The organism is Pseudomonas cerasi, assembly GCF_900074915.1.
Taxonomy (GTDB): Bacteria; Pseudomonadota; Gammaproteobacteria; order Pseudomonadales; family Pseudomonadaceae; genus Aquipseudomonas; species Aquipseudomonas cerasi.
In genome coordinates, this window is record NZ_LT222319.1 from 711807 (window position 1) to 733974 (window position 22168).

General features: G+C 54.6%; 18 protein-coding genes and 7 pseudogenes. 4 read left to right on the forward strand and 21 right to left on the reverse strand.

Annotated elements, in window-relative coordinates:
- Positions 1–197: 197 nt before the first annotated feature.
- The 8 genes and pseudogenes from PCPL58_RS05695 to PCPL58_RS05730 all read right to left on the reverse strand — a co-directional run bounded on the left by PCPL58_RS05695 (position 198) and on the right by PCPL58_RS05730 (position 6419).
- On the reverse strand, positions 198–458 hold the full coding sequence (locus tag PCPL58_RS05695; RefSeq protein ID WP_057425711.1) for a hypothetical protein: 261 nt from the start codon (positions 456–458) through the stop codon (positions 198–200).
- A complete protein-coding gene (locus tag PCPL58_RS05700; protein ID WP_065348997.1) occupies positions 459–1145 on the reverse strand; it encodes a DsbA family protein in 687 nt (228 codons plus the stop codon).
- The gene (locus PCPL58_RS05705; protein WP_004662717.1) at positions 1142–1441 is read right to left on the reverse strand and encodes a hypothetical protein; all 300 of its coding nucleotides are present in this window, start codon (positions 1439–1441) and stop codon (positions 1142–1144) included. The genes PCPL58_RS05700 and PCPL58_RS05705 overlap by 4 nt, the downstream gene beginning before the upstream one ends.
- Positions 1438–4395, reverse strand: a complete 2958-nt coding sequence (locus PCPL58_RS05710) for a conjugative transfer ATPase (RefSeq protein WP_065348998.1) — start codon at positions 4393–4395, stop codon at positions 1438–1440. Before PCPL58_RS05710 ends, PCPL58_RS05705 begins: the two co-directional genes overlap by 4 nt.
- Entirely contained in the window at positions 4395–4850 is a 456-nt protein-coding gene (locus tag PCPL58_RS05715; RefSeq protein ID WP_005740043.1) for a TIGR03751 family conjugal transfer lipoprotein, read from the reverse strand. The genes PCPL58_RS05710 and PCPL58_RS05715 overlap by 1 nt, the downstream gene beginning before the upstream one ends.
- Positions 4828–5676 (reverse strand): annotated as a pseudogene (locus PCPL58_RS05720) (TIGR03752 family integrating conjugative element protein); the annotation flags it as partial. The gene PCPL58_RS05715 and the pseudogene PCPL58_RS05720, both read right to left, overlap by 23 nt.
- Positions 5642–5941, reverse strand: coding sequence for an integrative conjugative element protein, RAQPRD family (locus PCPL58_RS05725; RefSeq protein ID WP_414860609.1), 300 nt, complete (start codon positions 5939–5941; stop codon positions 5642–5644). The gene PCPL58_RS05725 and the pseudogene PCPL58_RS05720, both read right to left, overlap by 35 nt.
- Before the next feature lie 145 nt (positions 5942–6086).
- Complete coding sequence (locus PCPL58_RS05730) at positions 6087–6419, reverse strand: DUF4177 domain-containing protein (RefSeq protein WP_065349000.1); 333 nt, start codon at positions 6417–6419, stop codon at positions 6087–6089.
- A 169-nt stretch (positions 6420–6588) separates the two neighbouring features.
- On the opposite strand from PCPL58_RS05730, the gene PCPL58_RS05735 reads away from it, so the two are divergent.
- A complete protein-coding gene (locus PCPL58_RS05735; RefSeq protein WP_065349001.1) occupies positions 6589–7020 on the forward strand; it encodes a hypothetical protein in 432 nt (143 codons plus the stop codon).
- Between the two features lie 387 nt (positions 7021–7407).
- On the opposite strand, the gene PCPL58_RS05745 is transcribed toward PCPL58_RS05735, so the two are convergent.
- The 4 genes and pseudogenes from PCPL58_RS05745 to PCPL58_RS30720 form a co-directional block, all read right to left on the reverse strand.
- Positions 7408–8424: a phosphatase domain-containing putative toxin gene (locus PCPL58_RS05745; RefSeq protein WP_065349003.1), complete on the reverse strand. Its 1017-nt coding sequence runs from the start codon at positions 8422–8424 to the stop codon at positions 7408–7410.
- Between the two features lie 195 nt (positions 8425–8619).
- A pseudogene (locus tag PCPL58_RS05750) lies at positions 8620–9516 on the reverse strand (3'-5' exonuclease); the annotation flags it as partial.
- Positions 9517–9556: 40 nt separating this feature from the next.
- The gene (locus PCPL58_RS05755; RefSeq protein WP_065349004.1) at positions 9557–10261 is read right to left on the reverse strand and encodes a hypothetical protein; all 705 of its coding nucleotides are present in this window, start codon (positions 10259–10261) and stop codon (positions 9557–9559) included.
- Between the two features lie 132 nt (positions 10262–10393).
- Positions 10394–10807, reverse strand: coding sequence for a hypothetical protein (locus PCPL58_RS30720; protein WP_155521772.1), 414 nt, complete (start codon positions 10805–10807; stop codon positions 10394–10396).
- A gap of 36 nt (positions 10808–10843) precedes the next feature.
- On the opposite strand from PCPL58_RS30720, the gene PCPL58_RS05760 reads away from it, so the two are divergent.
- On the forward strand, positions 10844–12724 hold the full coding sequence (locus PCPL58_RS05760; RefSeq protein WP_065349005.1) for an ATP-dependent nuclease: 1881 nt from the start codon (positions 10844–10846) through the stop codon (positions 12722–12724).
- Between the two features lie 395 nt (positions 12725–13119).
- Here the strand turns inward: PCPL58_RS05760 and PCPL58_RS29135 are convergent.
- From PCPL58_RS29135 to PCPL58_RS05800, 9 genes and pseudogenes are all read right to left on the reverse strand, one after another.
- Positions 13120–13377, reverse strand: a pseudogene (locus PCPL58_RS29135) (hypothetical protein); the annotation flags it as partial.
- Positions 13378–13560: 183 nt separating this feature from the next.
- Positions 13561–14754 carry an MFS transporter gene (locus PCPL58_RS05765; protein WP_065349006.1) on the reverse strand — a complete coding sequence of 398 codons (1194 nt, stop codon included), beginning with the start codon at positions 14752–14754 and terminating at the stop codon, positions 13561–13563.
- An 11-nt stretch (positions 14755–14765) separates the two neighbouring features.
- Positions 14766–15140, reverse strand: coding sequence for an HAD hydrolase-like protein (locus PCPL58_RS05770; protein WP_232002890.1), 375 nt, complete (start codon positions 15138–15140; stop codon positions 14766–14768).
- A gap of 133 nt (positions 15141–15273) precedes the next feature.
- Positions 15274–16077, reverse strand: a complete 804-nt coding sequence (istB, locus tag PCPL58_RS05775; protein ID WP_031598096.1) for an IS21-like element ISPsy20 family helper ATPase IstB — start codon at positions 16075–16077, stop codon at positions 15274–15276.
- On the reverse strand, positions 16070–17569 hold the full coding sequence (gene istA, locus PCPL58_RS05780) for an IS21-like element ISPsy20 family transposase (RefSeq protein WP_104685638.1): 1500 nt from the start codon (positions 17567–17569) through the stop codon (positions 16070–16072). The genes istB and istA overlap by 8 nt, the downstream gene beginning before the upstream one ends.
- A 151-nt stretch (positions 17570–17720) precedes the next feature.
- Entirely contained in the window at positions 17721–18182 is a 462-nt protein-coding gene (locus PCPL58_RS05785; protein WP_065349007.1) for a hypothetical protein, read from the reverse strand.
- Positions 18183–18507: 325 nt separating this feature from the next.
- Entirely contained in the window at positions 18508–18948 is a 441-nt protein-coding gene (gene pilM, locus PCPL58_RS05790; RefSeq protein WP_065349008.1) for a type IV pilus biogenesis protein PilM, read from the reverse strand.
- 31 nt (positions 18949–18979) lie between these two features.
- Positions 18980–20375: pseudogene (gene pilV / locus PCPL58_RS05795) on the reverse strand (shufflon system plasmid conjugative transfer pilus tip adhesin PilV).
- Positions 20372–21085: pseudogene (locus PCPL58_RS05800) on the reverse strand (ATPase, T2SS/T4P/T4SS family); the annotation flags it as partial. The pseudogenes pilV and PCPL58_RS05800, both read right to left, overlap by 4 nt.
- Between PCPL58_RS05800 and PCPL58_RS05805 the strand changes: the two are divergent.
- Positions 21084–21545, forward strand: a pseudogene (locus PCPL58_RS05805) (ATPase, T2SS/T4P/T4SS family); the annotation flags it as partial. The pseudogenes PCPL58_RS05800 and PCPL58_RS05805 sit on opposite strands and share 2 nt — an antisense overlap.
- Positions 21535–22146, forward strand: a pseudogene (locus PCPL58_RS05810) (type II secretion system F family protein); the annotation flags it as partial. The pseudogenes PCPL58_RS05805 and PCPL58_RS05810, both read left to right, overlap by 11 nt.
- Positions 22147–22168 lie beyond the last annotated feature (22 nt).

Here is a 22168-nt window from a genome sequence, read left to right on the forward strand (position 1 = left end):
ATATGTCCTATGCTATGGGGCATTTGTTCATGTAACAAAACCATACGTGGTCATCACAAAGCATGGAGTTCCGCAGAAAATTTCTGTCCGGGGAATGGAAGGTTCAGCGCTTCCAGTCGTTACGTTTGATGCACTTGATAGCGTAGGTCTTCGACTGTTCCCTTCGGAGGTGTTCGGCAGCCGCTTCGCGATCCTCCTCAACGATCTGAGCTTCGTCGCTTGAGCCTGCTCAGGTCCGCCAGTCTGGGAACGTCACTGAGAATAAGTCGGCATCTTGCGCCGTAGGGAACTGCGTAGCGCATCTTGCAGCGCGCTTGCAGCATAGCAAGCTCTTCCACAAGCCAGTACGCGTTGTGGGCAACGATCTTCGCCATCTGATGAAAACCAAGTGAGCCATAGCTACGGACCTGCACCCATAGTAAGCGCGCTTGTAAGGCTTGTTCAAAGGCTGGGTTCATTTATAAATCCTTCGTGCTGACCAGCCAGTCGATTGCGGAAAGCAGCACGTTACCGTCAGGTGCTCCCTGCAGCTTGATCGATCGTCCAGAGACTTTATCCTTGATGACCAGCGTCGGTGTGGCAGTGATGCCGTCCAGGCTGGCCTTGTGAGCCTGCCTAACAACAGTCTGTCGGACAGCCGGGTTACTCGAAGCGCAGTTATCAATAGAGTGCTGTCGATCCTCAAACCCCGGGATCTGCGGATTTCCAGCAGTTCCAGCACCGTTCGACCGAGTACGTTGATAAATGAGCTCGACGGCGAGCCAGAACACGTCATTGCCTCGCTCGATCCCTGCGCACTCAGCCCACCGAGCTTCATAGCTCGCGGTCGGCTCGTGCATTGGAAGAGGTAGTTGGTGCCACTGCAGGTTCACGTCTGGATGCTGATCCACCCATGCTTTGAGCTGTGGGAAGTAATCCTTGCAGTACGGGCATTCCAGATCTGCATACTCGACGATGGTGAATCGGGCACTACGGTTCCCGTAAACCCATCCGCCACTTTGCTTCTGCTGATCGACTGCCTGCTCCAAGGGGCCACCTGAGATGCCAAGCGTGTTCTGCCTCAGTTCTGCCAGCAGAAAAGGCGAGATAGCCACGGCGACCGCACCGATGCAGTAGAGAATTTGGCGACGTGTGGGTCGCTTCATGCGGAGGCCTCTTTATCGAGGAACTGTTTGGCCAGCAACTCCTGATTCAGCAACGTGAGAAGAGCCTTCTGGGCGCTTTCGGGCTGTGGGTGATGCTCAAGCCACTGGTCCAGCGCTTTGTGCAGTTGGGACTGGATCTCTCGACGATCAACCGCTACATGTTTCACGACTTCCAGGTGTTCGATCAGGACCGGTGCGCAAATTTTCAAGGCCAGCAGAGCATCTTCCTGTGGGTTTTTGAGCAGTTGAGTCAGGCTGTCGATCAGATTTTGAGTCAGGGCATCCATGGCTCTCATGCCAGGTTCTCCAAGGGTGAAGCGGGGAATGTAATGGTTGTCGGTTCAATCCCGCGAAGGCGGTCGAGGTCGTGTGCGATCGCCATTGCGGCTCCCAGCTCGTCTACCCCTAATGACTGCATTAGATCGTACCGCTGTTTTTTTTCTTCCGGCTCAGTCATGGCCAATGCCAGGAGCAGGCTTGGGGGCACGGCTCGAAACAAAACCTCCATCGATTTGGAAAGCACAACCCCTTCAGTATACTTTCCGCTCTCTTTACGGGCTGACAGCATCAGTGACTTTTGCGCAGGCGTCAGCTTACGGAACGTGGTGATTTTCTCCACTTCATCCGGTGGCATGTTCAGGCAGATCCACCACTCGATCATGTTAAGCATCGGTGCTGCTGCTGACGGAAGGTCGTCGATGTTCTGAGTGGCAAGCCAGAACCAGGCACCGAGTTTTCGCCACATCTTGGTGATCTTGATGACGTAGGGCGAGAGAAGGGGGTTTTTCGTAATGATATGACCCTCGTCAGTGAAGTTGACGATCGGACGCCCCTTGAATTGGTCCCGTTCTGCAATGTTGTTCACGGTGTTGATCAGCGAGATGTAGGCGACCGACAGTTGGGCGTTATACCCCTCGCGGGCGTAGGTGGCCAAGTCCAGGATTGTGATGTCGGCCTCAGGCCAAGGCGTACCCTCCCGGTTGAACATCTCACCGTCAGCCCCCATGCAGAACATGTCCATGGCTTCAGCCATCTCAAACATGCGTTCTCGGCGCTTTTCCGGAAGGGTGGTGTCCTTGCCAGCGTCACTCAGCGCATCACGCACATCCTCCGTCTTGACTGCTCGTTCAGCGTCAAAGCATGTTCTGGCTGCCGTCAGAATGCAGTGCCTAATGGCGCTGCGGTCTGCGCGAGTGAGTCGAGCCTCTTCTCTCTCTTCGCCGCCGGTGATCATGAGCCTGGCTACGATCTCCATTTCGCCCAAAACATCACGCTCCTCTTCGCCCTGTTCAGGCATTGTTTGCAGATGCTCATCGGATCCTTCAATGTCATCGGCATCCAAGATCGTGACTTTGTCAGGTGTTGACACCAGGCGAATGGCATCAGTGAAGGGGGCCAGACTCACGCCCGACCCTGGCGCCAACTTGAGCCGGTTGACCGTCAGCCCAAGCTTTTGGGCAAAATCTCCCAGTAGGCCGAAACTATTACCGGCTTCAATGATGAACAGGCGCGGCCTGTAAATGGCGATTAACTGCATCAGCAAATTGTTGGCCGTGGCTGACTTACCTGAACCTGTCGGGCCAAACAGGAGCAGATGGGCATTCATCTGCCGATCAAGCTTGTTGAATGGGTCGAACGTCAGCGGTGCCCCGCCCCTGTTGAACAGGGTTATGCCGGGGTTGCCCGTGCCGCTGGCACGCCCCCATACTGGCGAAAGGTTCGCGACATGCTGGGCGAGCATCATCTGCGTGTACCAGTCCAAAGCATGTTTCTTGTTCACATCAAAACTGGCGGGCAGCCACCGCAGGTAACTGCTGAGAGGGGCGACTTCATCACGAGGATAGACAGGTTCCATACCGGCGCTAAGCATGGCATTGGCAAGCTCCATGCTCCGACTTTCCAGTTGTTGCTCATCCTTGCCGGTCAAGTAAAAAACCACGTTGCCCCGGTACAGCTTGTGTTTTCGACCGATCAGTTTCCGGGCTTCGTCGACCGCTTCACGGGTCAGGGCGGAGGCTTGATTGTCACCGACTGATTTACGTGCCAGTTTTTCCAGGTGGGCCTCCAGAACATCCTGTGGAGTGATCACCAGCGTGATGTTGAGTACTGTGTCCTCGGGCAACTTGTCGAACAAGGCATGCAGCGCGTCCCCGCCTTTACGGTTTTCACCCGTCAGGTGCCCGGTCTTTGGCGCATCGCGTAAGCGATCGAGGACGATGACCCGATGAGGGCGCGAGTCGAAGTACCAGAGACCCTTCTTGGCATCCGATTGCGGTTCGCTGTAGAACAGGCACTGAGAGAAATCATCGCCGCTGGCCAGCGGCAGCGTGCCCTCTTCTGGTGGTTCGACCGTGCGGTTATTGACGATTTCGAAGAAACGATCGATGTCCTGGCGCTTTGATCCCAAGTGTTCGGGATGCGGGTTGAACCAGTGCAACAGCCAGTGACGAATGTCATGGCGATCCATGCGCCGGGTTTTGATGCCCGCGTTGGCCAGTCCTCCCGTCAGGCGCTCGCAAATGTTTTTCAAGTACATCGACGGCGTCTGGCCACGAACCAGTCCATCTCCGGTGCAGCGCCGGTAGACGACCATGCGAACCCTGCGTTGCTGGCCGCGCCAGGGCAGTTGAGACACTTTGGTGTCTTCAAATAAACCTCCCGGCTTGGAGATTGCCTCTAGGTGATGTTTGAATTGCTGCAGGTACATTTCTGTAAACGCCGTACCCTGAGCGCGAGGCTGGACGTAATCATGCAACGTCTCCAGATAATCTTCCCAACTGGTTTCATCCCTGGCGTAGAACTGCACCACCCAAGGCGATTCATCCAGTTCGTCAAAACTGTCCTGCAGCGCATTTTCAAGAGCATCGCGCGCTTTGCGTAACCACTCAGGATCCCGACCTTCGGTGCCGATGGGGGTGAGTTCATAGAATGCTGCCAGTGACTTGCCGTCCTCGAGCAGCATCGCTTGCTCCTGAGGGAGGTACTCCGTCCAGGGCAGCATGTCGACGAATGACGGGTTGACGGCATACAGGGCTGCGATATCGTCGACCGTCGCAGGTTTGCGCTTGGGATCTAGCCACGCGCCAGGCTCTGGTATGCCCTCAGCCGCCAGGCGAGCCAGATAACGCTCTCTGGCCTGTGCGAAGATGGCCTCATCTCGTAGCTGATCGGCGATCGTCTCGACTGGAGTATCAACCACGGTGTCAGCGCCTCGATCCCGACGCTTTGTCAAACGCTTCAAAAGTCCCATCAATAATCCTCCACCCGCTCGCCGGGCATCGCATATTGCACGCGTTGATACAGCGGAAATACGGTCGTATACCCCGGTACTGGCGCGGGATCGGAGCCCGCCAGGTGAGGGAATACGTACATGACCAGGTCCGGATTGGGCAGGCGCTTGAACTGGCTGTAGATCTCGTTTTGAGCGGTACGGGTGTAGGCCGCGCTATCCTGTAGGGGCTGGGTAGCGCGTACATCGATTGGACGGCGCAACTCCGAGCGTGCATCGAGCAATTGCCGGCCACTAGCGCTCCCGGCCGAACCGGTCGTCCCTTGGTTCCAGACATCCATCATGGTGTTTTGACCATGCGGAAGCATTTGCTCTTTGTTTGTCGAGCATCCAGCCAGCAAGCCCGCCGTGAGAAGGCAAAACATCAGCGCGCTGCGCGCTGACCCCAATTGATCAATCCAGGTTGGCATTGGCATGGTTCGCTCCTGAGGCGTATTTGACCTTGCGGCCTTTGAGTTCGTAGTCAATTTCCAGCTCCTGATCGATGTGCAGTGAGACTTGCGCACCAGGCAGGACATAAATGGCCGCGAACGCTTGTCCGTAGAGTTTGTTAACCCAGCTCGAAACATCCGTGACGCCTTGGGTCAGGATCTTTCCCATCGCCTCGTTACCAGACAAACCGGTGCTACCCAGCGTCCCAGAAGCGTTCGAGATGTAAGAGGAGGTGCTGCCCTCGGTCTTGATCAACGAGGCTGCTCCAGCACCTGCTGCGGTAATCAGGGCTTGTGAACCGATGTACTGCTGCGCATTGCTGCGTCGCTCGCCGGCGATGCACGGAATGCCGTAGGGATCACTGATCCAGCCCAGACCACCCTGGATGGGTTGTTGGTCGCCAGAGTTGTTTTGGTTGTTCTGGTTATTATTCTGCTGATTACCGCCCTGGGCTGGGGCGGGTAACGTGCGGACAGTGCCGTCGGTAAACACGAAGGTCAGACTTTTGATCTGCCCACGCACGCATGAGAGGGTCCAGTCGCCGGACGCTGTACCGCTGGCCACGGCACCGGCCACGTCTGGGAGATCGATGCCATTGGCCGTCAGGTTGTCCGGACCGATCAGCACCTTGAACGGGTAGGGGTCATTAACCGTCCCATCCACGGGAACCCGGCCAATCAATGCTGACATGGCCACTGATCCCATCAGCGTCGAGTTCTGAGGCAGGGTGTAGGCTCGACGTACCTTCTTACGCTCCTGTTGCTGGAGGACATCGTCATCGCGTGTGATCACCGCTGACGTTGTACTGGCCGGAAATGTCTACGGGGTCACGAGGCTGTGCCCGGGAGGGCGACAGATAGTCCTGCAGGCCCTGGCGGATGCGCGCGATGTCGCTGACCAACCGGGGATAGTCCAGGTGATAGCGTTGGGCCGGGTCTTGTGGAAGATCGACACTGCGTTGCGCGACGGCCTCGAGCGCGTTGAGCTGGCGAATCATCACTTGCACATTGGCTTGTTCAGAAGCCGTGCCGGCTGCTCCGGCATGCGCGGAAAACAGCAGGGGTGTGCACAGCATGACTGCGGTCAAGCAGATCTGCACACGTGCAGACGTTGATCTGAGCGCGGGGGGATTGAAGTTCACGTCGCGGGCCTTGGATGCTGTAGGAATCTATGTCCACAGCATGACCAAGGGCCGAGTTTGAATCAGTACGAAACCCTTTTTAGGTCTGAGAGGGTTTATCCAAAAGGGTCGGTGTGACAATGCTGCGTTTAAAGAAGAACAGGAACCCGGTACTGATTGCATACCCAACCGCCCAGGCCTGGGCGTTTTGATTACCAAATCGCTCGTGGCCACGATTGATCGGCTGAACGCTGACCAGCTCCCACCCCTCTCGACCGTAGCGGTTCAATACGTCGAGAGTCTCAGGGTTGCTTAAGTAACCTTGAATATCCGGTTCGGTCGTCTCATCTGTCGACTTGAACATCAGCACGCCGCTGGTCACGGTTTTATAGGGCAAGGGGACGAAGGTCTGGGTGTATTCAAATATAGTCATAAGTACCAAATGCCAGGGAGGGTATGATCAAGCAGGTGTACCTTCAGGCTACAACAGCCAGTTGCAACGATAAACCTCAAGGTTGGAAAATGTAACGTGCAGTGAGAGTCTCGTTAGACGATGGGGGAAAGCTGCATTACGTAAATTTTGTTCGAGAAGGACAAGTGCAGTGCGGACGATTGACTATCGAAGATTTGAATACAAGGGCGATTACGCGTCGGGGGCTTGCTTTGTACGCGTGGGTATCACCGATGGAGGAATGCTGTTCGGTTTGATCGCTCAGTTGCGAGACTATGACGGTACCTCTGTCACGAATGACATCGAAGAGATCATCAGCGGTGTGATTCATCGCCTTCATACCGAGCGGGCTTTACCCAAGGCGTTTTCTTCGATGTACGAAGTTCTTGAGCAATTTACTTGGGTCGAACACTACGCGCCTGGCATTGGAATTCCTTCTGAAGGGTCGTGGGCCATCGTCACCCTCGATGCCAGCAATACACCTGATTGGGAATATATGACCCTCGATGATGTTGTCGCTCATACCGATGTAGACCCCGACTTCTTCACACTGGGCGAAGACGACTTACGTCTCAAAAAGTAGGTGGCTGGGTAGGCACAGGGTATCGAGGTTTTGAGTGCTGCTTCATTTCCTTGAAGCGCTGCATGATGTCGATCGCCAGTGACACTAAAATCTGGCGCAGACCACCGCTTTCCAGCAAGCCTGCCAAGCAGCCGTTGGCCGCGAAGAGGTTTTTCAGAGGACGGGGTTTGAAACTGGTAGGCATGCATGATCACTGATAGCTTTGAACGCAAAGACACATCCCTTTACAGCCGAAGGCTGCCTATTAAAGGAATCCAACGAAAAAAACGGCACCACCCCCAGCCAAGCATTTGCCGCTTGCTGAGTGGACTCATAGTGCTGGTCTTAGCGAGATAGCCACTAAGGTGCCGAATTTTAGCTAATTGTCCCGGAGCAGGGGGTAGTCAGTTAGCGTTGTTGAGATGGGGTGTTCGGGTCAGCGAGCCATTCTGACCATGATCGCGGCGCTCCTTTGGGATTTTGCTTGGCGTATTCGTAAAAAAGCGAGATGAATTCCAAGCGGTCATTGCGCAGGTTGGCTCTGCCTTCGTGGGTTACATCCTTGTTGAAATCCAGAGCGCGCCCCGGATTGAAAACGAGTTGGCGTTCTATCAGGTCATGAAATGATACGTGGTGAGCGTTCTTGAGCATGTCGTGCATTGCGATGAAGATACCTGTGCGGCCTTGCCCGACTCCACAATGGATATGTACCCGACCCTGCTCGGGTAGCGCGCGCTCCATGGCTACGAAAAGGTCAATGTCTTCGGAACGCGGTCCCATGTGGTCGGTCACCATCAAACGAAGGTACTCCGCACCCGTGGACTTCACTAAGTCTTCTTCACTTGAGATATCCGGGTTGTTCAGCACGACCTTACGAGGATTCTCCATCCCGTGTTTGGCATCCTTGCGGTGAATGATCTCGACTGTTGGCTGCTGCTTGAGCGCAGCGATGCGAGATTGCTCATCGGCGATCACGTCATTGCGACTTTTACCCACATTCGCCCAGTTGTTGCCCAGTCGCCAAGTACATGGATAACCCCCAACGATCGCGTGAGATTCCTCTCGTACGTCCAATACCACGACTGGTCTTTCGGGGGTGGGATGCAAACGTTGCACTTGCTCCAAACTGGCGATACTGGCACTGCCGGAAATGTGCAGCGTGTCCCAGCCTTTCTGATTGAGGTCATGAGGGAGGATAAAACTGTCCGAAGAACGAAAATTTTCCAATTCGCCTGGTGTGCGGTCGTAGATGAAAACGGGTTCGCCGGTTGGCCGCTCCGGGGTGGTCAGTGCTTGTTTGAATTTCGTTATTGCGTGTCGATAAGCTTCGGGTGTCAATTGCGCATAAGCAGGCTTGACATCGCTGGCTGTAACTCCTCTCGACAAAGGTGTGGCGCCTCTGGAAATAATGACATGATTCTGCATGGATTGGATCCTATGAATAAATGCACCTCCTTCGTGGTGCATATGCTCCAACGGTTCCAAAAGAGGACGGGGAGTACATGCCCCGCTGGTGTGATTGCTCATGGTGGTGTAGAACCCGAGTTCTTCACGCTAACCGAAGATGACTTACGTTTTAGAAGGTAGCTGGCTGGGAGAAGGCGGCGCCGCGCCTCAATGTTATGAGCGCTGCTTCATGTCCTTGAAGCGCTGCATGATGTCGATCACGAGTGAGTTGACGGCCAGAATCTTCATGGCTCGTGTGACAGCCACGTACAGAAGGTTCAGCTCATCGTCGCGTTTGCCGGCGTCGATGTCAGGGGAAAGCGGATCTGCAGAAAAGTCGTCATAAAGCCCAACGAAGTCCCACTCCAGACCTTTGGCTCTGTGCGCAGTGGTAAGGGTCACGGTTGCATCGAGCTCCGATGTGACAGACGCAGCACGCAGCTGCTCAATTCGTTTGGGCAGGTCGGGGTAGTTTTCGATGATTTTGATCGACCGCAGCATCTCAGTATCCTGCGTGGCCTTTGCGATCACGACATACTGGTCGTAATCGGCATAGTCAGTGAGCAATTTTCGCTGCTGAACCTGGTCATTCATATGCCGGCTGAAATAGAACAGGTCCTCCAGATCGCGCAAGGAATAGCTGTCGATCCCTCCGATCCACTGCATGCGGTGGTCTTGGTTGACCAGGCGCAGCGCGTTCTCGATGACACCACTCACCGTGCGGTGCAGGTAGGTACGGTGAGGCAGATCGTCCGGTAAGGCTCGTTTCACCAACGTCGGCTGTCCCAGGCCTTGCAGGGGGATCTTTTCACCCTTGAAGGACAGGATGACGTTGGCCACGTAGGCAACAGCCGGTCCAAATCTGAAGCTCTGAGTCAGGAAGTGTTTCTCGGCGTCCTTCATCGCCGGGCTGTTTAAAGCATCCACAGCGCCTCTGAACCGATAGAGCTGCTGATGTCGATCACCGACGGTGACTTGCGTGATTTTTTGGATCTGGACCAGATTCGCAATGACCGGGTTCACGTCTTGCCCTTCGTCGAGCAGGATCGCACCGAAGCGCTGGCTCAGATCAGTGTGAACATTCGCAGGTTGTAAACGGTCATGTGAACCTCTAAGGGCGCAGGGGCAGAATGCGGGTTGAGCCGTTGATGCTGAACAGGGCGCGCGAATCATCCAGGCTGTTGAGCTGCCAGTTGCTCCCTGCGACCATATCGCCCGGGCGTATCAGGTTCAGTTGACTCAGCTGAGTGCTGCCAGGCGGGGCAACTGACAAGAAACGTTCGCCTCCGCGATACTCCACACCCACGATCGAAAAGGGCGGAGGCACCTCTGCCGCTTTAGCTTGTGCTGTTGTTTTGCGGGAGGGGACTGGAGCCTTCGGCTTGGCCGCAGCGGTGACTTGAGCAGATGCGGCTTCAACTGCACGCAGGTCCTGGAGTTTCACCTGCAGCTCCTCGATCCGAGCCCCCATGACCACAACCTCTTGCATCGTGGCCGCCGCTTGCTGGGCTGCGTCCTGCGCCTGCTTGACGAGAGCTTGGACGGCGTCGATTCGATTGGAGAGTGCCTGCTGGCCAGCCCTGAAATCATCGATCGTCACGGACTTCAGCTGGCTGGCAGCATCGATCCGGTCATCCACGCCATTGATGCGTTGGGTGATGGCGTTGACGGTTTCCAGGTTTGCAGCTGACTCAAAACCTGTTTTCAGGTGGAGAATCTGCCACTGCTGGTAGACCAGCATGCCGATCAGGGCGATCAGGACCAGGATTTGCAGTACGGTGGCGCGGGAAAGAGAAGGGCGCAGTGGCAGCTTCATGGAGGACCTCACTCAAGATGTGAGGCACGTTCGCAAAAGCGGTCCATCTATGCAGCAGCAAATCATTATTATGGTTGAATAGGTTTAGGGCGAGGGTGTGCGGACGGGGTGACTGGCGTGTTTCTATTGAGCTCAAGCACCCCACAAATCGCGGCGTCCGTTTATTACTGCAGTACCAAATATCTTGCAAAACGGCACCGCTATGCCTAATATCCTCCGCAACACACCCGCCATGCCAATGGTTGCTTCGGCAGCTAAGCACAAATTGAGCGGGTTTTTTATGCCCGGTAGTTTTTCAGCATGAAGCTTTTCAGCAAGCCCGCCATCGACATTCCTGCAAATACCTGACGCCCGCGTCATTACGGTTTTTTTGTGTTCTTCATCTGGCAGGTTATGGTTAAAGCAACTATGGTGAAAATCGGGCTTCATCCTTGCTTTATTGAAGGGGTTTTGCAACGTAACCTGGGGCGATTCAGTGTGCTGTTGTACGTTCGGTCGTCGATTTTTTGACTGAGGCAGTAAAGGAAGAGGTTCTTTCGCCTTCATAGCGAGGGATTACATCAAAAAGGAGAGAAGGCCGAAATGAAGATCCAGTCCATCCGTATTCAAAACTTCCGTACTTTGAAAGACGTAACAATTCCGTTCGATTCCGTCACGACTTTCATTGGGCCGAACGGGGCCGGAAAGTCAACTGTTCTCCGTGCACTCGACTGGTTCTTCAATGGCAGGTCCGGCTCGTTGACAGAGAAGGATTGCTCATTTGGTGCGACTGATGAACACATTGAGGTTCAAGTTACGTTCGCAGAACTCACAAAAAAGGATCGAGAGGCGCTTGGTAAGTATGCGCCTGAAGGAGTCAACACGTTTACCGCATGGAGACGTCGATCCCCTGACGGTCTCGATGTGCTCTCGGCAAATGCAAAAGGATTTCCAGAGTTTAATGCTATCAAGGCTGCAGGCAGTGCCGCTGCGAAAAAAGATTTTTATGCCACTCTACGGCGAGAACGACCTGAGCTGAATCTTCCTGCGGCAAATACAGGCCCCGCAGTCGAGCAAGCAATGACAGCATGGGAGGCAGCACACATTGGTCAACTTCTCGATGCCCCTGAGGCTTTGCAAACTAATTTTTTTGGTTTCAATAGCGGCGGTATAATGAGCGGGCTTTTCGACTTTGTGTTGGTTACGGCCGACCTTCGCGCAAGTGAGGAATCTATCGACGGTAAGACAAGTATCATTGGACGAATTCTTGAGCGCTCTATTGATCGAGCTGCTGCCGATGAGGCAGTTGCGGAAATTGTTGCAGAGTCAAGAGCAAAGCAGCAAAAGGTTTATGAAGAGAAGTTTACGAAGCAACTCGAGATCATCACGACCCAGCTCAATGAGGTCGTAACAACCTATGCTCCAGGCCGAGGAATTACAGTTTCTCCCGCTGAAGTGGAACTTAAGGCGCCTCGCACAACGTTCCACGTTGCCGTACTTGACGGTACCACTGAAACTTCAGTAGAGAGACAAGGTCACGGCTTTCAGCGCACTCTGCTGATCTCCGCATTGCAACTCTTGGCTCAGTCGGGCGCAGCTTCAGCGGAAGGTGTCATCTGCCTGGCGATCGAGGAGCCAGAGCTTTTCCAGCACCCGATCCAAGCGCAGACCTTCGCAAAGGTACTCAGATCACTTGCCGAAGATGCTGAAAAGCGTATCCAAGTGACCTATGCCACTCACAGTCCCTACTTTTTGGAGTCGCGAAATTTCCATCAGATAAGACGGCTGACAAGGTCTACTGACGAAGTCCCGGTAGTGACAGTTCATTTTGCTACAGTTGAAGATGTGAAGGTGAGACTTCATGGAACAGTGGCCGGCGATGTAGTTGATCGTAGGCTCGACCATAATGTTGCTGACCAGCTTGCTATTGCACTTTTTGCGAATCGTGCATTTCTTGTGGAAGGCACAATAGAATCTGCAGTGTTCTATGGGATTGGGGATAGAACGTTTCCCGGTGACCTTGAAGCCGCAGGACTTTCAATCATTCCTGTGGGTAGCAAGACGTCAATACCCCTCGCACATGCGATTTTGAAATCTATTGGTGTGCCAGTCTATGCATTGTTTGATGCCGACGGTGGATTTGAAGCGCGAGCGAGGGCGAAAAATAAACTACAGAACGCCATAGATCAAGAACGCCAAAATCACGTAGCGGAAAACAGGATGCTGATGAGGTATTTCGGCTTGGCTGAAGAGGATTTCCCTCCTGCGACGATTTCGGACGCAGTGGCTATTTTCGATGACCACCTCGAATCATTTCTCTCGCTCAACTGGTGCGAGTGGGGGGTAGCTTGCGAGAGCATCGCGGTTGAGACAGGAATAAATCTGGCAAAAAATCAGCTCGGGTATCGGACTGCAACACTTAGATCCGATGGATTGGTGCCCGATATGCTATCTCAGATTCTCGCGAAGGCGCGGGGTAGATAGCTGCCAGTATCGCGCCAAATCTTAGTTGAAGAGGCTACTCACTTGGTATAAATAATGGTATTTTTTATGTATTAAATTGTAAATTGTTGATCTTAAAGTAAATATAGATGGTATTGATAATAGAGTGGAATGATGGTTGGTTTGTGTTGACTGGTCAGACGCCAAGCTGAGTGCGTCATAGACTGGCAACGCCGGCCGAAAAGTGACCCACCTATGTTTTAAATCGCCGACTAAAATTGACCCCCTTTGCGTGTGTTATCGAGCCGGTACGGCCCGCGAAATTGGGCTTCAAGCCGATCATATCGAACAGAACCATCAGCATTGATCACGAAATTGAAAATCGATTGGACAGCGTTGCTTCGTCCATCAAAAAGGCCACCCGAAGGTGGCCGTGGTCAAGCGTTGATGAGTTGTCTGGCGAGCGCCATTTCTACAGAATCACCGTCTTGGTTCAACGAGTCCAGTCCGGACTCTGGAACATCTCTTGAAGTGCTCTGTGATACGGCGATCTACTTAGCCATCAGTTGCAGGCAGGTGATTTGAGAACTGCCGATGTAACCGAAAAAGATCACCCTGACATCCTGCTTCTGTCCGATCCTCCAAGAACGCCTTGCCGCCTGTTGCACCGTGTAGACGTTGTAACCCGTCTGCATGTGTCGCCGCTGATGCCCTAGGGCCGGGCGCTTCCTACGAAAGCCTGTGAAATATCTTCATCGTAGTGCGCACTTGGTCAACATCTGCACCATCGCGGCGAAGCCGATGTTGACCTTCAATGGGTCATGGACAATGACATCCAAATCAGCGGATTGGCTTGGTTCACCACCGGGCAGGTCAAGTCATGGCAGACGTCGCTGCTTATTAAACATGATCGAGCCGAGCAGCAGGACCAGAATGCTCGCTATCAACATAGCGGAGTTCGCCCCTTGAAACCGTGCGATCAACCCCCAAGCCAACGCCCCTAGCGTCCCTCCAAGGTAATTTGAAAAAAAGTACAAGGACAGTCTGAAGGCTCTCTGGCCCGGCGGCGAGGCTCTCGTCAGGTCACCGCACAATCGTATGAATAGGATAAACAAGGCGCAGCCGCAAAGTAACAGCGCCAGGCCGTGAATGACTACATGCGATGTCAGCGCGAGCAGTGTTGTAGTTATCGAGAAGATGAGCGTCAACACAGCCTCTTCATACCGGGCGAAGAGTCGGATCGAAAAACGGCCCGAAAAGGTTCCAAGCAGAGCCCCAACTCCCCAAAATACCATCAGCAATGTGTACCGGGTCGCATTGTCGCCGTAGTGAAGTCTGACCAGAGAAGGCAGCAGGGTTTGGACACTACAGCATCCAAACGCTAAGGCTCCGACCAAGAGCAGGTTCTTTGCCGATGTTAAATTGATGAGTGACGTGGGTGGAGCCTTGTCCACCCCATTGTTTTTGATGGTGGTACGCCATTGGGCCTTATCCCAGAAAACGATGACCATTACCGTCCAAAGGCTAGCGACAATACCGACGAGAGCTGGTAGCGCGGTTAGGCTCTGGTGTATGACGTACGCAACGAACAAAGGGCCGGCCAGTTTTGCAATGCTGACCGCCAACCCGTGAACTGACAGCACCGTATCTATATCATCCTCGCCAAACAGGGAGATGATCGTTGCTTGATAGGACGGCCCCCTGATCGCAATGCCGGCATTCAGGATGAGCAACGCGCTCATCCCTAAAGCGAAACTCGGGCTTCGTATGAAGTAGACGGCACCCAACACACAGCTCACGCCAATCAGAACCTGCCCTATGAAATGCAGCCCTTTGCGAGAGTAGCGATCGCCTAGATAACCTACAAACAGAGTGAGTATGGCAAAAGGCGCGTTACTGGCGAAATAGACCCAGAAGGCTGCGTCAACATGGCCCGCGCTCCAGGACCAGGCAAACAGCAATGTTTGCGTCTGAAAGACGATCTGAAGTACCAACGTGCCAACCCAATACCCGGCGAAGGTAGGATTTTTCATGATATCGAGCTGGCGGCTTCTATTGGCGGTGGGGGGCATGTCGCTCCTTATCAGGCTGCGGGCAGCAGACTGTCAACTACGGAGGGTAATGCCCAGGGTGTATCGGCCAAGGCCACGGCCCCACTGTTTTTCAATTCATCGATGCCCCCATAGCCCCACAGTGCACCCACCGGAATTATTGCATTTAGCTGCGCAGCCTGCATGTCATCACGTTTATCGCCAATCATGAACACGCTAGATGGGGGCTTCGCAAGGGATGCCAGCAGCGCCTTCACCAGATCAGCCTTGTCATCCAGTTTACCGTCGGGTGAAGTGCCGAAGATCGACTGGAAAGCATTGAACAATCCGTTGTAGGTAAGCATTTTTTCAGCAAATTCTTGTCGTTTAGAGGTCGCAATGTTGGCGCTGATTGAAAACTGACCCACCCTGCCGATTGAAAATTGACCCAGGACGGATTGCTGATTTTTGCCCCAGCAATTGTGGATAAGCTTAGCAGCAGTGTTCCGATTGAAGACGCATCAAGCCCCACCGCATGCAGCAGGGCATTTATGGTGCGGATCAAAATGGCTCATCGTCCTCGATATCATTTCCGTCCTTTCGCTTTCGTTCGCGTGTTTTGATCTTTGTCTGGGCAGCCAATGTGCTGTGTTGTAGGCGGTAGGACTCGTTGCCCGTTTCGACGATGTGGCAGTGGTGTGTCAGCCGATCCAGCAACGCGGTGGTCATCTTGGCGTCGCCAAACACACTCGACCATTCCGAGAAGCTCAGGTTGGTGGTGATGACCACGCTGGTGTGTTCGTACAGTTTGGACAGCAGGTGAAATAACAGGGCGCCACCGCTTTGGCTGAAGGGCAAATATCCGAGTTCATCCAGTATCACCAGGTCTGTGCGCAGCAGTGCCTGGGCGATTCGCCCTGCCTTGCCATCGTACTTCTCACGCTCCAGCAGATTCACCAGATCCACCGTGGAAAAGAAGCGCACGCGTTTGTTGTAGGCCGTGATTCCGGATACAGCCAAGGCACTGGCCAGGTGTGTTTTCCCGGTGCCAGGGCCGCCGATGAACACGACATTCTGCGCGGTTTCAGTGAACGCCAAGCTGGATAGATCGCTGACCAGCCGGGCATCAGCGCTGGAAGCGCTGAAGTCAAAGCCAGCTAAGTCACGGTGCATGGGGAGTTTTGCCATGTTCATCTGATGATTCACCGAGCGCACCGCGCGATCCGCATGTTCCTGCTGAAGCAGATGTTCCAGCAGCCATTTCGATGAAGCCGTCGACGCTGTTCCTTGAGAGACCAGTTCTTCCCAAGCACTGGCCATGCCGTGCAGGCGCAGTTCTTTGAGTTCAGTCATTAGGTCACGCATTGCGATTCTCCTCATCGGTCGTACGGAGCCGGTCGTAGCGTGCTGTATTGGCAACCGGCGCCACTTTGAGTTGCAGGCTGGTTTCTACACAGGGAGGTGGTGCGGTGGAGGTCAGGCGGGCAACGACATTGAGGATGTGATCGGCGCTCAGACTTCCCGATTCAAGTACCAGCTCCACCGCCACCAGCACTGGTTCGAGACCGGCGATGGGCACAGCAGCCAGTACCTGCATCATGATTCGATCACCGTTGGTGTGACGCCTCAGTCCGCGTTTAAGAAGCTGTAACGGTTTTGGCAGATCAGCAAATGGAGCGCCATTGCGCAGTGCACCAGGCTTGCGTTCGATGAGTGGGATGTAGTGCTGCCAGTCAAAACCGATCTGATCTCGATCAAAGAGGCGCTCGTGACTGGCGATCACCGTTTCGTCGGCAATGACCACGATTCGCGAAGGGTACAAACGGCTGCTGACCCATTGATCCACACGCTCGCAAGGCACCGAATAACGATTGCGCGCCACGCTGATCAGGCAGGTGCTAGAGACACGGACGGTGCGTTCCACGTAGCCATCAAAGGCCGTCGGCATCGGCATCATTTCAGCCTGCTCCAGCTCCAGGGCTTCTGCCACCGTCAAACCGTTGTACTGCGGATGTACAAGTTCAGCCCAGAGCGTACGACAGCGTTGGCCGAGCCAGACGTTCAGCTCCTCGAAGGTATGGAACATGCAATTTTGAGCATCGAGCCAGATTCGCCTCCGGCTGTCTTGCACGTTCTTTTCGACGATGCCTTTCTCCCAGCCAGAGGCCACGTTGCAGAAGTCCGGATCGAACAGATAGTGCGCGCACATCACGGAAAACCGGGCATTGACCGTGCGGCCTTTGCCTTTGTTAACCTTGTCGACAGCCGTTTTCATGTTGTCGTAGATGCCGCGACGTGGCACGCCACCCAACGCTCCAAACGAACGTGTATGGGCATCAAACAGCATCTCGTGGCCTTGACTGGGGTACGCAACCAACCAGAACGCGCGACTTGCGCACAGCTTCATATGGGAGACCTGGATACGTCGAAACAGGCCACCGATCAGCAGGCCTTCTTCGCTCCAGTCAAACTGAAAGGCCTCACCGAGGGCAAAAGTCAGCGGTACAAAAGCGCGTACAGACTTGCCTTGCTCGCACCGCCAAGAGCGGACAAACGCCGTGAGCTGGCTGTAACCGCCGTCATAACCCTCGGCCTTGATCTGCTCAAAAAGTGCCTTGGCGCTCCTACGGTTGTGTTTTGGCCGGAACGAATCAGCCTTGAGCGCCTGCTCTAAGGTCTCGTGAAAAGGGTTGAGCTTATTGAAGGATGCGCACCGTTGGTACGCCGGTTGATTGGCTTCGGGCGCTCTGACCCATTTTCGGATGGTGTTTCTCGACAGCCCGGTACGCTTGGCTATCTGATGCAGCGAGAGCTTGTCGCGGAAGTACATCCGCCGGATTTTTCCCAACATTTCCATGCTGATCACCCTGTGTTCTCCTGCTCAAAAAGTGAGCAGAAGCAGTTGAACACCTGGGTCAGTTTTCAGTCGGCAGAACAGCCTCTACTGGGTCAGTTTTCGGTCAGCGGCAACAGTTCAGGCTAAGAGTGCCGTGCGTGCCGGGTGAAATTCAGTGCCCCAGCGCCTGTCTGCAGCTGTCTCTCATAGCTTGCATTTGCATGCTAAAGGCCAGCTCCTCGTCGGGGCTGATCATCGTGGGACTCATTTTACAAATTCGTGCCTGAACTGCCTCGCTCTGCGCTAGCAACTGGTCCAAAGTCGCAGCCGTACTCAGTGCGGCAATGGCGTTGTACAGCGCAGCCAGGTCCGCAACGCGGCTCTGCTCAAATGCAACCATGGGGTCTTGGTTTTGATCGTTCGCTGGGATACTGATGTCGAGGCCAAGGCGTCGGGCGATTGCATTCTCGTCGGAATCAGCCAGAAGCATATCCTCTGCAAACTGCGCAGTTTGCTGCTTGAATCGCTTCCAAACCTGCCGCTGTAAGGGAGTAAACTGATTAGCACCGGTCTCTATAAAGTCTACTGCAGTAGATAGCTCCTCAAATGCTGATGCACACCAGGCAGTGGACATCTTCCGTGGAAACTGAACCTCTGTTAGCAATTCGCTGATGTTTTTTTTTGGCGATCACTCAAATTCTCCCTGCTCGTGGCGCTCGTTGCGTAGTTCTTCCTCAATCGCACGGATTTCGTTATCGAGGGCTGTGGCGTTCATCAGGTTAGCCGCTTTTTTTCCCAGTTCCCAGCACTTCGCCGATTTGCTGCTTTCAGGTCGAGTTCGCTTTGAGCAACACCTTTAGCGTAGTGAACGCTGAACTGGCTTATGAATGCGTGACATACCCAAACCACAAACGGTGCATTGTGGCAGGTGACAGCTAGCGCGATAAGTCACCCCTTCTTCATTGGTAGGCGACTGCTGCTCCGTTTGGGACTGCCGCAGGCAGCGTAACACCTACGTTGCCTGAGGTTGGTGTGATCAGGCTACCGGAGGACGCGGTGCCTATGGCCAGCGATCCCCCAGTCAAATTGATCATCTCTGAAACAAGACCGGGGGGAGGGGACCCGAAGAACGCGTAACTTCGTCCAGCATCGACTACTCCATCCAATCTTGGGTAACGCGCGTACCAGGTGGGCAGATCCAGCTGATTATCTGGCACCGTTCCTGATGCAGCTTTGTGAGCGTAGGCATACTCGGCCAAGGCATTTCTGTAGACGAGGACGTTATGAGCAATCAAGGAGATTTCTACGGTCTGGGAGCTCTGTTCTGCCTGGTCTGACTTCTCATAAACCATTCCGAGCACTGCTGTAATCACCACCATTGCAAGCCAGTAAATGTTCACTCTACGTCCTCGATGACAGTTATGAGCCTGGTCAGAACTGACAACAGAAAATGGTGGCGTAATCGTTCTGGCCGACCACGATTCCTGGGGTACTGCTGAATCGTTGGCCTGAGCCGGCCGTGTCCCAACCAACTTTTGTGTAGCCGACTGGGCAAGCGTAGGTAGTGACGTCGTTTGCGTCGTAGCCGGGAATGGTTTTTGCCGTACAGGTAGGGGCACTGGAGCCATTCACCACCCAGACCTGGTTATCACACGAAAGCGATCGCCCCGTGCTGGTACGTCCAACCATACCGTTTGCAGCACAGGAAGTGCCGGCAGTTGCAACGCCATTCAGCTGCAGGTATTCACCGACGGTCGCGCGACCTTCCGAAGTCACTGTCCCTCCTCGGATGTTCCCGGCTGTGTAGACGTTCTTGTCGCCGTAGACCCGAACCCAGTCCGTACCAGCCACCACCCCATTTTTCGTTGTACCAGCCGTTGTCGCCCTGGGTGCGAAACCAACCGCCTGTGACAGTCTCTCCTGATATTCGGGCAGCAGCGCCCGTGAGGTTGGCCGAGGCATTCACCGACTGTGCGTATACATCACCTGCAGCGACAACGTTGCTCTGGGCTGTGACGCTCCCCGACGCACTCACATTGCCCTGGGCTGTAACGGATCCCGACGCACTCACATTCCCAGTGGCGTTGACTGATCCAGCAGTGTCGACATTCCCTCCAACCGTCACTGTTCCAGAGGCGTTCAATGCAGCCACATCGTTGACATTGTTTCCTCCCATACTGAGCGCCGTGTTCATGCGATTGAGTTCAGGTTTTCCTGGGATCGCGTTGCGGTACAGGTAGTCGTTGGTGAGCGTGCCATCCTGGAGGAACAGGGCACTCGCAGTGTGGCCAACGCCTGGGTTGATCCCATAGTTGCTGAGCGCAAGTTGCCAGCCGCCTCGCACTCCTTGGATAACGCCGGTGTTGTTGAACGGGATGAAGCCACCCGGCGCACCCATATTTTCCGCAATCGTCCGGGTACCGATCTCATCGATAGCCTGTCCACCGGTAGTGATCACGATGGATTCGAGCTGGTTGACGTTGACCCTTCGAGCAAGCACCACGAAGCTCTGACCGAATGCATTTGTGTCACTGAAGCTGGCTGGCAGATAGTTGGTGTTGCGTAGCATCTGAGGGGTAATCGTCGCGGGCGTGGTTGTGCCCGCCGATCCATAGACCGTTGCGAAATTGTCCTTCAGGTATTTAGAAGCGGCCTCTGCGATCTGCTGCTGTTGCTGAGCTGCGATTTGATAGTTCTGCGCATCCATCCTGTCGGCCATCATCGAGACGCCTACGGCCGACGCAATGGCGAAAATGATCAGGCCGAAGAGCAGCTCGATCACCACAAAACCATTATTTCTGGTCTGGCCATGCTTGAGAGCATTCATCCCCAGAGGCTCCTGTTCGATTGTTGATCCACATCCTGGCTAAGCATCGCGATCTGATTCGAACGGATCTTCTCGCGAATACCAGGGCCGTCAGGTCCAGTCAGTGAAAGGCTCTGGATCTTCAGATGTCGCATTTCGCCTTCACCTTCGAGGGCAAGCGCAGCTACAGCTACCAAGCCCTGTGACAGAATTGATCGGACATTGCTGATGGCCGGCTCCGCAAGCGTCGCTATTCGCTCGATCGCCTGCGGTACTGTTCCCGCGTGAACGGTGCTGATGATGAACAGGCCATTGATCGCCGCTCGGACTGCCTGAACTGCCGTCGGGGTGTCTCTGATCTCACCGATAAGCATCATGTCCGCGCCAGAACGGAGGCCTCTCATCAAAGCCTCTTCATACCCCCCATTGCGTCTTGAAACCTGCATCTGGATGCAACGACCGAGTCCGTGACGACCGTTCAAATCTGTCTCGGCTGGACCCTCTGCAGCCAATGCGATCCCACCGCACGCAATTAGCCTGGCGATGATCAGCGAAGCCGCGCTTGATGTCTTACCGGTGCCCATTTCGCCGCAAAAAATCACCAGGCCGCGCACATGCTTCGTCAGCAACGATTCGACGAGGTCTTCCGGAAAACCCAACTGGTCGAACTGGCGCACCTGCGCATTTGATTTCCGCACTACGAACACAGCCTTGCCAAAGGCATCAGGTACAAGCCTGGTCACCGACCCAACACTCATTGTCGGCCTTATCAACCAGTCACTGCTGCCAACGCTGTGCAAGAAGTGTCGCGTGCCTGCGCGCAGCCAGATCGGTACCTTGGATCCGCAGCTGGTCGAGCGGCTTGAAAAGATGACCGTGCTGGATCAGGTCTATCTGACCGGGCCGGGTTGCTCTCTATGCCGCGACGGGGTGAACGGCAGGGTTGCTGTCGCCGAGATTGTTCTCCCGACCCACCGGTTCATGGAGGAGATCCGAAAGAATGGCCCAAGCCCTGCGCGTCAGTATTGGGTCAAGCACATGGGGGGTATCACAAAAGTTGCCCACACGCTCATCAAGATCAATGCGGGGCTGATTGATCCGCGCATGGCAGAGGCCGTAGTCGGTCCATTGGATTTTGACAGCTACATGCTGGATGCCGAAGCACCTGAGGCAGAAGTCCATGCTCAGTAAGGTGATGGATGCCTGGTCTGGGCTTGTAGATGGCTTTTACAGAAAACAGTTCGGAGGCAATGAGCGTATCCGGCTGTACGAGAGCATGACCGCCCTGCTGGAGAACGGGGTGCCGCTTGACCTGGCGCTCGATCGTATTGGATCAATCTACAGTGATGGAGGCCGTCGAGCTCGGCATCCGATTGCCCTTGCCAGCTATGGCATAGGCAAGGCTGTGGACGGTGGTAAGACGCTGGCCCAGGCCTGCCTGAACTGGGTGCCTTATCAGGAGCACGCCGTTATCAGCGCCGGCGAGAAGTCAGGGAACTTGATCCAGGCATTCAGCGACTGCGTGCGGATCATCGAGGCTCGGCAAAAAGTGATGAAGCTGGTGCTCTCCACGGCCTTGTACCCGATTTTTGTTTGGAGCCTGATGGCCTACCTGCTGAACGTAGTGGCCACTCGGGTGGTGCCTGCCATGAGCCGCTCATCCAACCCCGAAGCTTGGACCGGCGCACCGATGGTTCTGCACATAATCGCCACCTTTGTGACCAACTGGGGGACGCTGGTTTTGTGCCTTGTAGTGGCCCTCATTGTCACCAGTATCGTCACTCTCCCTTACCGGGCGAATGCTTGTACGGGGC